The organism is Azonexus sp. GW821-FHT04F04, from assembly GCF_059420025.1.
The window spans coordinates 44733-57933 of record NZ_JBWKSX010000010.1 but is presented as its reverse complement, the minus strand read 5'-3'; the positions used below and the strand labels follow the sequence as shown (position 1 = coordinate 57933).

At 57.0% G+C, this 13201-nt stretch carries 14 protein-coding genes; 4 read left to right on the top strand and 10 right to left on the bottom strand.

The window, feature by feature from the left end; genetic code table 11:
- Nucleotides 1-203: 203 nt before the first annotated feature.
- From AC07TV_RS17775 to AC07TV_RS17755, 5 genes are all read right to left on the bottom strand, one after another.
- The gene (locus AC07TV_RS17775) at nt 204-2264 is read right to left on the bottom strand and encodes an ATP-dependent nuclease (RefSeq protein ID WP_494649702.1); all 2061 of its coding nucleotides are present in this window, start codon (nt 2262-2264) and stop codon (nt 204-206) included.
- 250 nt (nt 2265-2514) lie between these two features.
- Nucleotides 2515-3573 carry a GSU2403 family nucleotidyltransferase fold protein gene (locus AC07TV_RS17770; RefSeq protein ID WP_494649701.1) on the bottom strand — a complete coding sequence of 353 codons (1059 nt, stop codon included), beginning with the start codon at nt 3571-3573 and terminating at the stop codon, nt 2515-2517.
- Nucleotides 3574-3679: 106 nt separating this feature from the next.
- Complete coding sequence (locus tag AC07TV_RS17765) at nt 3680-3913, bottom strand: hypothetical protein (RefSeq protein WP_494649700.1); 234 nt, start codon at nt 3911-3913, stop codon at nt 3680-3682.
- Entirely contained in the window at nt 3889-4329 is a 441-nt protein-coding gene (locus tag AC07TV_RS17760; protein ID WP_494649699.1) for a rhodanese-like domain-containing protein, read from the bottom strand. The genes AC07TV_RS17765 and AC07TV_RS17760 overlap by 25 nt, the downstream gene beginning before the upstream one ends.
- Before the next feature lie 42 nt (nt 4330-4371).
- On the bottom strand, nt 4372-4902 hold the full coding sequence (locus tag AC07TV_RS17755) for a DUF3617 domain-containing protein (RefSeq protein ID WP_494649698.1): 531 nt from the start codon (nt 4900-4902) through the stop codon (nt 4372-4374).
- A gap of 92 nt (nt 4903-4994) precedes the next feature.
- Here AC07TV_RS17755 and AC07TV_RS17750 point away from each other — a divergent pair, with 92 nt between their 5' ends.
- Together AC07TV_RS17750 and AC07TV_RS17745 are read left to right on the top strand one after the other, a co-directional pair.
- Entirely contained in the window at nt 4995-5549 is a 555-nt protein-coding gene (locus AC07TV_RS17750; protein ID WP_494649697.1) for a YaeQ family protein, read from the top strand.
- A 49-nt stretch (nt 5550-5598) separates the two neighbouring features.
- A complete protein-coding gene (locus tag AC07TV_RS17745; protein WP_494649696.1) occupies nt 5599-6072 on the top strand; it encodes an OmpA family protein in 474 nt (157 codons plus the stop codon).
- 49 nt (nt 6073-6121) lie between these two features.
- Here AC07TV_RS17745 and AC07TV_RS17740 read toward each other — a convergent pair whose 3' ends face one another.
- Together AC07TV_RS17740 and AC07TV_RS17735 are read right to left on the bottom strand one after the other, a co-directional pair.
- A complete protein-coding gene (locus AC07TV_RS17740; protein ID WP_494649695.1) occupies nt 6122-6556 on the bottom strand; it encodes a CBS domain-containing protein in 435 nt (144 codons plus the stop codon).
- Between the two features lie 139 nt (nt 6557-6695).
- Nucleotides 6696-7415, bottom strand: coding sequence for a zf-TFIIB domain-containing protein (locus AC07TV_RS17735; protein ID WP_494649694.1), 720 nt, complete (start codon nt 7413-7415; stop codon nt 6696-6698).
- Between the two features lie 115 nt (nt 7416-7530).
- Here AC07TV_RS17735 and AC07TV_RS17730 point away from each other — a divergent pair, with 115 nt between their 5' ends.
- Complete coding sequence (locus tag AC07TV_RS17730) at nt 7531-8241, top strand: class I SAM-dependent methyltransferase (protein WP_494649693.1); 711 nt, start codon at nt 7531-7533, stop codon at nt 8239-8241.
- Here the strand turns inward: AC07TV_RS17730 and AC07TV_RS17725 are convergent, their stop codons facing one another.
- On the bottom strand, nt 8242-10134 hold the full coding sequence (locus tag AC07TV_RS17725; RefSeq protein WP_494649692.1) for a peptidase U32 family protein: 1893 nt from the start codon (nt 10132-10134) through the stop codon (nt 8242-8244). It abuts the gene before it with no gap.
- Nucleotides 10135-10140: 6 nt separating this feature from the next.
- Nucleotides 10141-10962 (bottom strand): class I SAM-dependent methyltransferase, encoded by an 822-nt coding sequence (locus AC07TV_RS17720; protein ID WP_494649691.1) that lies wholly within the window; start codon nt 10960-10962, stop codon nt 10141-10143.
- A 110-nt stretch (nt 10963-11072) separates the two neighbouring features.
- On the opposite strand from AC07TV_RS17720, the gene AC07TV_RS17715 reads away from it, so the two are divergent.
- Nucleotides 11073-11351, top strand: a complete 279-nt coding sequence (locus AC07TV_RS17715; RefSeq protein WP_494649690.1) for a hypothetical protein — start codon at nt 11073-11075, stop codon at nt 11349-11351.
- Nucleotides 11352-11501: 150 nt separating this feature from the next.
- On the opposite strand, the gene ettA is transcribed toward AC07TV_RS17715, so the two are convergent.
- Nucleotides 11502-13166, bottom strand: coding sequence for an energy-dependent translational throttle protein EttA (ettA, locus tag AC07TV_RS17710; protein ID WP_494649689.1), 1665 nt, complete (start codon nt 13164-13166; stop codon nt 11502-11504).
- Between the last annotated feature and the right edge of the window lie 35 nt (nt 13167-13201).

Here is a 13201-nt window from a genome sequence, read left to right as displayed (position 1 = left end):
TGCTTTTCTGGGCCGCCGTCGCTGAAGCGTAACCATGTGGTGCAGCGCTTTGCCGTGAGACGATTTATTCAGATGATCCGGTGCATATCCTGTGGGGCCGCGTGATCATGGATGTTCGATTTTTCTCGCTTTTTTCCGGTTGACCGTGAAATTAACTTATTGCAAATAACTCTGACCTATTTATCTTTCGATTAGTTATAAGCTTAAGCTTCAGTCAATAGCGTGTGAATATTTCCTTTAATCGTGTTCCATGTGGGCGAATTATTGATCGAAATTTCCCTCATAAGCCTGACCTTCAATTTCTTAAGATTTATTCTTAACTTTACCTTTCTCGAAAGATCGTAAAGAAGTCTTTTTCCATCGCAGTCTGACTGCCAGGTTGTTTCCCAAATTCCCTCAAGTTGTTTACGTTCATCAATAACCATGTTCTTAAATTCGTCGCGCCACGAGTTAATATCAATTTCGGATATTTGGTTTTTAACATTCTGAATTCGTGCGAGTAAAGTTTCTGATACGTCATCTATAGATCGATTAACCAAATCTTCACGACGAATGCCCAATCCTTCAAAAGCATATTTAGAATAGACTTTTTTTGCCGCAACTTCTTCAAGTTGCTGGAACGCTAGTTCCCGGAGCAAGCGGCTTACGTCCCCCTGATTTGTAAAAGGCTCTTTAGCCACCTCATCATCCATCAGCGCATTCGAAATGGCATCAAGGTCAATCAAATAATTCTCTAAGCAGCGTCTATCCCATTGCAAAACCTTGACCGACACTGAGCTAGTTAAATTTGTTGGCAGCTCGTCTCTGTCGAAAATAAAATAGGTGGGGGCTGCATGGATTCCGGAGACTTCGGCCTGTTGAAGGGCCTTTATGGCTTTTTCAACTTCTGCTCGACCACTCGAAAACTTTAGTTTGTAGCGCCGAAGTTGAGTGGAAAACCCTGATTCTAACAATGCGACATCGTCGGGACCCTCTACGAAAATTATTCCGCGGTACAGTAAATTCTCGCTTTCGCTAACTCCAAGCCTTCGGAGTGCGTCACCTAAAGTTATCTCATCCTGTTGGCGAACCTTACTGAGAGTCGTAGATGAAATAAGATGATATAGGGAGCAATAATCATTATCGAGCGCCCCAGCTAGGATTTCTAAAGAATGAGAACATATAAAAATCTGAAGGTTTCTAGGTATTACGTATTCATTTATTAAATAAGCTAAAAGGTCTTTGCAAACGGCGGGATTTAGGTGCAGTTCTGGCTCATCAAAAAGGATGATTCCATCTTGAGCAACAGAACGGGCGATGAGAAGAAAGGTAAGTATTAACCCTTTCTCACCACTGCTCATTCCATCCAAGTCGAAAATCCTCCCATTTTCTGTGTCTTGTATGAGAACGGATAAGAATCCAATTTCATTTACACCAAACTCTAGAAGCTTTCGTCCTTTCAGAATTCCATTGAATATTTTTTCGAACTGTACTTTTAGCGAATCAGCCGGATTCAGGCCTTCGCCGATGATTGCAGCAGAAAAGATCGTATTTTTAAGGCGGTTGAACTTGATCTGTGGCTGAGAGTTGTATGACTCAAGCTGTTGAGATGCATCGGGGCCACCAAGTTGAACCGGCTGTTCCCCAGATGGCAATGCACGATCTGCCGGGAAGTATGTGAAGATAGTCTTATAAGGTGGTAACTGTCTTTCGATGAAAGCAACCAAATGCATTTCAATCGGGTCGCTTGAAGCGCTTGGACCAGCGGCCTCTGATACAGTTAGTTCCAAATTACAGGTTTTTGAGGCCTTTATTTTTTCTAAAGCGATTAAAAGTTGCGCCTTGACAGATACCAGCATCTGTTTTCCTTGATCAGATGACAAGAACCCAATCATGGCGCCAGGAGCGGCAAAGGCCTGCCCCATTTGAGACTGAACAATTGTTGGCGCAATGCTATCGACACCTGACTCCAATATAGCGATTTCTTGATCGCTCAGAGAGAATCGACATCCGATTACCACTGGCACGCCCATATCTCGCGCAATCGATTGAAATCGCATTTGATTTGGTAAATGAGGTGAAGCTGCACCTAACGACTGAAGTACTTGAATGGCTTCATTCTGCAACCGGGGTGCCAGCATTGCTTTTAGGAGACGTACAGCTTCTAGAACAGTGGTTTTGCCGGCTGCATTGGGACCAACGATAACGTTTACATGACTATCGAACTCAACATGGATGTCCTCCAGAGCCCGGAAATTCTTAACTTTGAGATACTTTAGGTGCATTGAAAGCTTTCTATCGTATTTGACGTGCCTACATGGCCGGGTTTCTGACTGATAGTCATCATAACGCGAATGGCATACGTGACAAAGCCGCCATATTTCGGCGGCTTTTGGCGAGAAATAATAATAGGGGACACGGTTTTATTGAGGTCTGGTTGCTTTGGCTTTGCCGCTGCATCAACCCCATTTCAATTTTGGCCATTTTTTCCGGTTGACCGTGACCTTCAGCCGGAGGTCATCGTTCTTGCGGCTCTCAAAGGATGGCTTTGCCAAGTTTGGCATCCCAAACCTTCTCGTGAACCCAGCCACGCAAGGACTCCCGCATTTCTGGTGGTAACCGACTTGCACCCTTGAGGATCAAGTTTCCCAGAAGGTCTTCACGTTCGTTGACGGCCTCGGCGGCGAGCATCGCGGACCCCGGGTTGTCGGCCAGGATTATTTCCAGGAGTTGCTCGGCCTGGCGGATGTCCTTATCGGATTTGGTTTTCTCTCCCACCGGGCGCAGCTGGGAAACGGCCAGTTTGTGAAGTGCGAACCTCGCTGGGTCCGGCACTTTTACCGGGATTCCCGCGCCGTTGAGGACCACGGCGTCCTGAGTTTGGTTGAGAAGGTAGTCCATGTAAGGAAGCGGCATGGCGTGAACGGAGAAGCGCTCAATGAGCACGGGTGTTCGCTCTGTCGCAGCGTGTTGTGCGGTCAAGAATTCGACCTTGAAGCCGTCAGGGGCAATCAGGTTGAAGGGGGGCGCGCTTGGTAACAGTTGTGGCGGCCACTTGAGGGCCGGTTCGGCTAGCCGAAGGTCATCAGGTATTGAGCGCTGGAGGCCGATATCGAGTTCCCGCTCCAGGGAAAAGTCCATGTCGCTTGTTCGCATCAGCGCCGAGCCGAAGGAGACTCCCAGCATGTTCCCGTAGCAAGCGAAGGCAAAGGAACCAACGAGGACGCCGCCGGCGTCAAACAGGCCCGCCTGGCTCATGCGTGACAGCAATTTTGCGGGCCGCCCTGGCTCCAGATGGGCACCACCTACGCCCAACATGGCGACGAGTCGTTTGCGCGCGTCACTCAAGCCTGCGGCATCTGACTGCGCTGTCCGCCACTGGTCGATTTTTGCCAGCAATTCGTCGGATTCCCTGCCCAGCGAGATTTGCCGCCGTTGCCCGTCGACCTGGGGTGTCTGGTAGTACCAGTAGATCCCTCCGTTGACCGTTTTCTTGGTGAACGCGCCGCCCGGTGGCAGTCGGCCCGAATCTCCGCAGGCCCGGTCCTTGAGGTCGGCATACAAGGTGGCGCAGGTTTCGGAAAGTCGCTTCATGGTGGGATTATATGCACGTTATTTATAAGTGAGTATAAATGCCTGCGCTACCCGATTTCAATTTTGGCCATTTTTTCCGGTTGACCGTGGCAAGCGGGATGCTCCGCTATGGCGGCGGCTGATCCAGCACTTCCCAGATCCGCCAATGCCCGCAGGCCGAGCGTGCGCGGCGTTCGGAGTTGTCCCAGCCGCCGCCCTGGCAGAGGCCTTCCGAGGTTTCGGCTTCGATGATGACGGTTCCCGGCTCTTCGCCGGGTTGGCGCCAACCGCTCCAGTGCTCGCAACTGGCGCAGCGTTTGCGGTCGACGGCGTGGTTCAGCAAGTTTTCGCGGCCTTGCACGAGGCGATGGTTTGGGTTGCCGGGACGACCGGGCCGCCGGCGCCTATCCAGCCTTTGATGCCGGCCTTGACGTTGTAGACCGTGGCGTAGCCGGCTTGTTGCGAGAGGAACTGGCTGACGGCCTTGGTCCGGTTGCCGGTGCGGCAGATGACGATGACCGGCTCGTTTGGCTTGGCGAAGGGTTTGACCTTTTCGAGCCAGCCGGTGGGGTCGGCGCGGCCTTTTTCGTCGAAGAAGGTGAGCAGTTTGCTGCCGCCGACGATGCCGGTTTCTTCCCATTCCGATTGCAGGCGAATGTCGACGACGGGGACGCCGCTTTGGCGCAGCTTGTCGAGTTGGGCGTTGTCGATGTCGATGACTTCGGCGTGGGCGATGCTGGTGGCGGCGATCAGGCAGGCTAGGAACAGGTGGCGCATGGCAATCTCGTGTATTAGAAAACGCTGATTATATGGGGCGCTTTACTGCTTTTGCTGGCGCTTCATCATTTCGCGTACTTGCGGGTCGTTCATCATTTCCTGCATGTTGAATTTCTGCATGCCGGGCATGATGACGTCGCCCGGTTTTTGGCCGGCCTTGCAGGGGCCGAGCCAGCGGGCGTCCTGAACCATTTTCATCTCTTTCATGCCGTGCTGCGGCGGTTCGTAGCGGATCACCATGTCGTTGCGGTAGGCCGAGTCGAAGTCGCCGGTGATGACGGAGTCGCTGGTGGTGGTCACGCCTTCGTGTTTGCAGACGGCGTGGATGGTGATCTTGCCGCTGCCGCGGTTGACGTCCATGACGGGGCAATTGACCTTTTCCTTGGCGCGTTCCTGAATGACGTTATCGCTGGCCTGATCGACGCACATCTGCATCGGGCCTTGTGAGGGCATGCCGGGCATCTGGGTTTTCATTTCCCACAGCCCGGATTTGCGGCGCGGGGCATCGGCGGCGTCGGCCTGAACGGCGAAGAGGCTGGCGAGCAACAGGGGAAGGATGCGCAGTGGGCTCATGGCGGAATCTCCTGATGTGTGGGGTAGTGATAATCGTAGTCTGCTTTGGGCAAGGCGTCATGGGATAATCCGCGCTTTTTACGGGAACCGGCATGGCGCTCAAATCCACCATTTTCAAGGCCGAATTGCAGCTTGCCGACCTCGACCGCTCGCATTTTGGCGATTACGCGCTGACCATCGCCCGACACCCTTCGGAAACGGATGAGCGAATGATGGTTCGCCTGCTGGCCTTTGCGCTGAATGCGTCGGAGACGCTGACTTTCGGGCGCGGCCTGTCGGCGACAGAGGATGAGGCGGACCTGCAGGATCTGGACGCGACCGGGAGCATCGAGCGCTGGATCGACGTCGGTCTGCCCGATGAAAAGCTCATTCGCCGGGCATGCAACCGCTCGCGGCATGTGATGGTGATCAGTTATGGCGGGCGGACCGCCGAAATCTGGTGGCAACAGACCCAGGGCAAGGTGTCGGGGCAGAAGAACCTGCGCGTGCTGTCCTTGAGCGTGGAGGAGGGCAAGGCGCTGGCTTCGCTGGCGGCACGCGGCATGCGCCTGCAATGCACGATTCAGGATGGGGTGATCTGGCTGGGCGGCGATCAGGAACACGTCGAGCTGGCACCGAGAGTTCTCTTCGATAGCGATTCGGCATAGAATCCGAAGACGTTTTTGTGGCTCCGAGCAACTTTCTTGAGAGGTGACTATGGCTGCTAATGATGAAGACGAATCAACCGCGGTAATCGTCGGGGTATTGGCCGGGATCGTGTTGGCCATTGTGGCTGTGGTTTTTGGTGCCAGTGCCGGCAAGAACGTTCAGGCGACAACGAAGCCGGTTGCCGAACAGGGCGAGATCGCCCCGGTTGGCGAGGCGCTGGCCAAGGTTTATTTCGCCCTTGGCGCTGCGGTGCTCGACGAGGCGGACAAGGGCGTCGTCGCCAAGACGCAGGAGGCGCTGGCGGCCAACCCCAACGCCATCGTGCTGCTTTCCGGGTTCCACGATACTTCCGGCGATCCGGCCCAAAATGCCCAGTTGGCCAAGCACCGCGCGCAGTCGGTGCGCGATGCGCTGGTGGCAGGCGGCGTTGCTGCCGAGCGGATCAAGTTCCGCAAGCCGGAATCGACGCTGGGTACGGGTAGCCCGGAAGAGGGCCGGCGGGTCGAAATCCGCGTCCAGTAAGGGTTTTGTGTCTGGCGCAGGGCGAGCCTGAATGGCTCGCCTTTTTCGTTTACAGAATGACGGTGATTTCTTCGCGCCGGACGAGATCCTGTTCCATCTGCAGGCCGTCCAAATCGAGCGCGTCGTGCGCTGCCAGCAAGCCGACCGGGTGGCCGGCCTCATCAATGACGGGAATGTGCCGGAAGCCGCCTTCGTACATGAGGTGCAGAGCATGGCCGAAAGGCTTGTCGAGGCCGACGGTCTGGAGGTTTCGGGTCATGATGGTGCTGACTGCGGTATTGGCCGGGTCACAGTTATTGGCGACCGCACGAAAAACGATGTCGCGTTCGGTGCAGATGCCGGCGAGAACGCCTTTGTCTACGATGAGAATTGCCGATGAATGCCATTCTTTCATGATGATCGCGGCTTCACGCACGGTGGTACCGGTGACTGTGGTGGGGAATGGCCGTCCTTTAATGACTTCACTAACCAGGCGGTTTGGCATGTTGGATCCTTTCGCTTCGGGTTGAGTAAATTTGCAGCATCAACCTAGGACATGGGGTAGCTACCTAAGTTCGCCGGCGGCGATGCTCAATGCGAAATGGATGGGGGCAGTCGGCAGGAGAAGGCCGACAGCCTTCGGCTTAGCGCTTGATCAACGTCCAGACAAATTCGGCGCCGGCGGCCAGGAGGTCGATGGCGTCGATGATTCCAGCGTTTTCCGGTTCCTGTTTCAGGCGTTTCTGGCGCGATTTTTCACGTTCGCGCATGACGATGGCGTCGCCGAGCGCTTCGACGTCGCGTGTCGTGCGGCGTACCTCGGCATGCTGGTAGCGGCTGAGCGCCTGTTCGACGGCGGACGGGTCGAGGATGGTGATCGGCGCCCGGCAGTGACCGCAGGCGTGGTCGCGGCGGATATCGACCGGGGCGCCGCAGCCCATGCAGCGGATGATGCCGACCCTGGCCGACAGTTCATCGATTTCGGCCGGGTTGAGCTGGCGGACGAAGCCCTTTTCGATCATGAACTGGGCGAAGGTGGTGAAACGGCCGTGTTTTTGCAGGCAGCGGTGGTAGTTGAACTTGCCGCCGTGTTTGGCTACGTCGAGGCCATGCAGGAGCTTTTCGCTGCAACGCGGACATTTCAGCGGGTCACGCAGGGGCGTGCGTTGGTCGTCATGGTGTTCATGCAGCAGCTCGAACAGTTTGATGGTGCCGCCCGGGGTGATCTGCACGCTTTCAAACTCGTCGAACCAGATGCCCTGGCAGTTGAAACAGAGGTCAAGGACGACAGTGCCATGCAACAGGCGCTCGAAGGTCTTCTTGACCATCGGCTGTTGGCAGGAGGGGCAGGGCGTGGGTTTCATGGCGATCGGGTACCGGGCAACAGGCGAGACTATAGCCGGGCTTTGGGCGACCTGGCGCGCCTTCCTGCATCAGCATCCGCTAAAATTCGGGCTCGACCCTATTTTCGGATGTGCCATGAAGATCGCTGATCCCGCGCAGACTGCGCTGTGCAATGAAATCAAACTATTGCTCGACACATTGCCGCTGGATGGCGCGCGTGTCCTCGAACTCGGCTGCGGCAAGGCTGAAAAGACGCGGCTTCTGGCGGAGACTGGCCGCCCGCGTGAAATCATCGCCCTCGAAGTCGACACCATCCAGCATGCGCGCAATCTGGACATCACTGATTTGCCGACCGTGCGCTTCAGCCATGGCGGTGCCGAGGCGATCCCGGTCGACGACGCCAGCGTCGACATCGTGCTGATGTTCAAGTCGCTGCACCATGTGCCGGTGGCCGACATGGACCGCGCCCTGGCCGAGATTGCCCGGGTGCTGAAACCGGGCGGCCTGGCGTGGATTTCAGAACCGGTTTTTGCTGGCGATCTGAACGAGGTTTTTCGTTTGTTCCACAACGAGCAACTGGTCCGCGAGGCGGCTTTTGCCGCGATCTGCAAAGCGGTGGATTCACGCAGCCTGAATCTCGAAAAACAGATGTTCTTCAACACCCGCAGCTATTTCGAGAGTTTTGCCCAGTTCGATAGCCGGATGATCCAGGTTACGCACACCAATCACCGGCTGGCCCCGGAACTCTACCGGCAGGTGCAGGAAAAGTTCGAGTCCTTCATGGGGCCGGACGGCGCCACCTTCCTCAATCCGCAGCGCGTCGATCTGCTCCGCAAGCCGGCCTGATCAGGTAGCCGGGCGGATGCTGCCGAGGTTGAGCGTCACGCCCTTTTTCATCTTGCCGACGACGTGCATTTCGCAGGCTTTGCAGTCGAATTTGAGGATCAGTTTTTCGTTGCCGTTGATCAGCGTCATCGGGTCCGGCTTGAGGTGTTTCACTTCCTTCGGGCACAGGTTGAAGCTGTAGCGCAGGCAGTGGCGGGTGATCATGAGCGAGACCATGCCCTTTTCGTTGCCGGCCTCGTAGGCTTCCTCGATCAGCTTGACGCCGTGTTTTTCGTAGAACTGGCGGGCCTTGGCGTTGAAGACGTTGCCGAGATAGGTCAGTTCTTCCTGCGGGTAGGGCACCGGGTTGGCGGCCGGGGCGGCGCGCGGCGGGCGCGGGTGGGTTGTGATGCGGGCGGCTTCGAGCTGTTCGGTGGCCTCGCGGCGCAGGGCGTTGATGGCGCTGACCGGCATGAACCATGGCTGGCTCAGCTTTAATTCAACCGGTTCGGCGACAAACATCGTGTTGCCGAATTTGCCGAGGTTTTCGGTGAGCTTGGCCATCGCCGCTTCGGGGTTTTGGGCCAGTTGCCATTCTGATTTTGGCCCGTTTTCCCGGTTGACCGTGGCAGTCACGCCATCTTCATCGGTCAGGGTCAGCGCGAAGCCGCCTTCGGTTTCCGTTAGCACCGGCTTGACTGAAATGCGACGGTCGGCCGATTCCTTTTCTAGAGAGCGTTCGAATTCCTGGTCACGGTTGCGGAAGAGGGTGGCGCCGGCGGTCAGTTCTTCGGGCATTTCGGCCGGGAACAGGGTTTTGCCATCGGCGCGGTTGATGCGCATGCCGACGACTTCACCGTGGGCGTCGTAGAAACAGACGCCGTCGCCATTGTTGAAGGGCTTTTCGGCATTGACGGTGAAACAGCCGTCGCCGATTTCGACGACTTCGCCGATCAGCTCACCGACAAAAGCCGGTGAATCGAAAGCGCCGATATCGTCCTGCCGGTCGTTGGCGAAATAATCGGTGTAGCCCCGGTTGAACGTCTTGTCCGGCTGCGGCGTGAAGGTGTACGTGCTGCGACCGCTCGAGGCGCGGGCGAATCCGGGGTTGTTGGCGATGATCTCGTCGAGCAGGCCGCGGTAGTGCGCGGTGATGTTCTTGACGTAGCTAAGGTCCTTGAGCCGGCCCTCGATCTTGAAGGAGCAGACGCCGGCGCGGGCCAGATCGAGCATGTTGGCGGTCTGGTTGTTGTCCTTCATCGAGAGCAGATGCTGGTTCTCGGTGATGGTTTTACCCTTGTCGTCGACCAGCGTGTAGGGCAGGCGGCAGGCCTGCGAACACTCGCCGCGATTGGCGCTGCGGCCGGTGTGGGCCTGGCTGATGTAGCACTGGCCACTGAACGCAACGCATAGCGCGCCGTGAACAAAATATTCCAATGAAACATTGGTTTGCGACGCAATCTTGATAATTTCGTTTAAGCTGCATTCGCGCGCCAGAACGACCTGCGAGAAGCCGACATCTTCGAGAAACTTCACCTTGTCGGCGTTGCGATTGTCGGTCTGCGTGCTGGCGTGAAGCTGGATGGGCGGCAGGTCGAGTTCGAGCAGGCCCATGTCCTGGATGATCAGTGCGTCGGCGCCGGCTTCGTAAAGTTGCCAGGCCAGTTGGCGACTGTCTTCAAGCTCGTCGTCGCGCAGGATGGTGTTGAGCGCGACGAAGACCCTGGCCCGGTAGCGGTGGGCGAAATCGCACAGGCGTCGTATTTCCGCGACGTCGTTGCCGGCACCGTAACGGGCGCCAAAAGCCGGGCCGCCGATGTAGACGGCGTCAGCGCCGTGCTTGATGGCTTCGATGCCGAAATCGGCGTTCTTGGCCGGGGCCAGGAGTTCGAGAGGGTGTTGAATTCGGGTCATGGCGACTTAGTACGTGAAACGCGGGGCAAGTTCTTCGATATTGAATTCACGCAGGATGGCTTCGGCGCGCTCGCGGGCGTTTTTGCGTGGATTGCCGCGCTTTGAGGCGATGATCAGCTCGTTCTTCATCGAGTGTTCCCAACCGACCAGCTCGGTGACGGTGACGTCGTAGCCGTGCGATTCGAGCAGCAGGCAGCGCAGGACGTTAGTCAGGTGGCTGCCGAGCTCGCGGGTGTGGATCGGGTGTCGCCAAAGTTCGGATAGCGGTTTTTGCGATAGCGATTCGTTCTTCCGGGCCCGCATGGTGGCGGCTACTTCGGCCTGACAGCAAGGGACGAGGACGATATGGCGGGTGTTCTTGGTCAGGGCAAAACGAATGGCGTCGTCGGTCGCCGTGTTGCAGGCGTGTAGCGCTGTCACGACATCGACGCTGGCTGGCAGCTCGCTCGCAGTCAGCGAATCCTCGACCGTGCAGGCGAGGAAGCGCATGCGCTCAAAGCCAAGCCTGGTGGCCAGTTCGCGCGATTTTTCGACGAGTTCCTGGCGCGTTTCGATGCCGATGATCTCGCCGGTGGCGCGATTCTTGATACAGAGATCGTAGAGGATGAAACCGAGATAGGACTTGCCGGCCCCATGGTCGACCAGCGTCTCGGCGCCATCCAGCAGCGGTTCGATGAACTGGTAGAGGTGATAGACCTGTTTGAGTTTGCGCCGGGTGTCCTGATTGAGCTTGCCGTCACGGGTCAGGATGTGGAGTTCCTTGAGCAGTTCGATGGACTGCCCGGGGCGGATTTCAGGGATATCGGTAGTGGTATTTAGCTTCTTCATGGGGCGACATTATCGCATTCAAATTTCTATCACTTTCGTGTCAACCGAATCAAAGTCGAGTCGTTATACGGCTCATGGTGATCAAACACCGCATAACTACGGAGATATAAATGGGTAGTCTGAGCAACGAATCCTTCGATCAATTCCTGGATTCCCTGAAGAAAGCCGGTATTACCATTTCCAACGAAGCCGAACTGCGCGAGCGGCTGGCTGAAGCACAACGCTGGCGTTTCGCCTTCCAGACCCTGGCCGCTAACGGCAAGGTCATCGGCATTAGCTTCGAGGATCAATCCGAAGGCCGCAACGAAGCCGAAATTGCTCGCGCTTTCAACGAATTCCAGTTTTCCGAAAAGTCCAAGGCGGTTTTCTCCGCCAGTCTCAAGCACTAAGACTTCAAGTTTCGGCCTTCCGCGTCGGCGGGGGGAAGAAGAAAAAACGGGCGCCGGATGGCGCCCGTTTTGCGTTGTGCTTCCGGTGGAGCGGGGTTTCCACGGTCAACCGGGAAAAATGGCCGAAATTGAAATTCCGGCCATTCGTTTTTAGCGGGTGATCGGCTTGTAGCGAATCCGCTTCGGCTTGGCACCTTCTTCGCCGAGGCGGCGTTTCTTGTCTTCCTCGTATTCCTGGAAGTTGCCGGTGAAGAAATTCCACTGTGAATCGCCCTCGGCGGCCAGGATGTGCGTACAAATCCGGTCGAGGAACCAGCGGTCGTGGGAAATGACCATGGCGCAGCCGGGGAACTCAAGCAGCGCATCTTCCAGTGCGCGCAGGGTTTCGACGTCGAGGTCGTTCGACGGTTCGTCGAGCAGCAGGACGTTGCCACCGGTCATCAGGGTCTTGGCCAAATGCAGACGACCGCGTTCGCCGCCGGACAGATTGCCGACCTGCTTGCCCTGGTCGGCGCCCTTGAAGTTGAAGCGGCCGATATAGGCGCGCGACGGCATTTCGAACTTGCCGATCTGCAGGATGTCGCTGCCTTGAGCCAGTTCTTCGAAAACCGTCTTCGAGCCGTCCAGGCAATCGCGTGACTGGTCGACGTAGGCCATCTTGACCGTCGGGCCGACGACGACTTCGCCGGAATCCGGCTGTTGCTGGCCGGTGATCATCTTGAACAGCGTCGATTTACCGGCGCCGTTCGGGCCGATGATGCCGACGATGGCGCCGGGCGGGATATTGAAGCTGACGTTGTCCATGAGCAGCTTGTCGCCAAACGACTTGGTGACGCCGTTGAACTCGATGACCTTGTCGCCCAGGCGCTCGCCGACCGGAATGAAGATTTCCTGGGTTTCGTTGCGCTTCTGGTATTCCTGGCTGGACAGCTCCTCGAAGCGGGCCAGGCGGGACTTGGACTTGGCCTGACGGGCCTTCGGGTTGCTGCGCACCCATTCCAGTTCCTGCTTCATCGCCTTCATGTGGGCGTCGATCTGCTTGTTTTCCGTTTCCAGGCGGGCTTCCTTCTGTTCCAGCCAGGACGAGTAGTTGCCCTTGTACGGAATGCCGTGGCCACGGTCGAGTTCGAGAATCCACTCGGCCGCGTTGTCGAGGAAGTAGCGGTCGTGAGTGACGGCGACGACGGTGCCCGGGAAGCGGACAAGGAACTGCTCGAGCCATTCGACGGATTCAGCATCGAGGTGGTTGGTTGGTTCATCGAGCAGCAGCATGTCTGGCTTGGCGAGCAGCAGCTTGCACAGCGCTACGCGGCGCTTTTCACCGCCGGAGAGATTGCCGATCACGGCCTCCCAGGGCGGCAGGCGCAGGGCGTCGGCGGCCAGTTCCATCTGCGCTTCGGTGTCGGAACCAGCGGTGGAGATGATCGCTTCAAGGCGGGCCTGTTCTTCGGCCAGTTTGTCGAAATCGGCTTCCGGATCGGCGTAGGCGGCATAGACCTCGTCGAGCTTGGCCTGGGCCTGCATGACTTCACCGAGCGCCGACTCGACTTCTTCCTTGACCGTCTTGGCCGGGTCGAGCTGCGGTTCCTGCGGCAGGTAGCCGATCGAGACGCCGGCCAGGTGCTGGACTTCGCCGTCGTATTCCTTGTCCACACCGGCCATGATCTTGAGCACGGTCGATTTGCCCGAGCCGTTCAGGCCGAGCAGGCCGATCTTGGCGCCGGGGAAGAAGGAGAGGGAAATATCCTTGATGATCTGACGCTTGGGCGGGACGATCTTGCTGACGCGCAGCATGGACATTACGTATTGAGCCATTGAGCCTACCTGTAGTCGTAAATATTAATGATGCG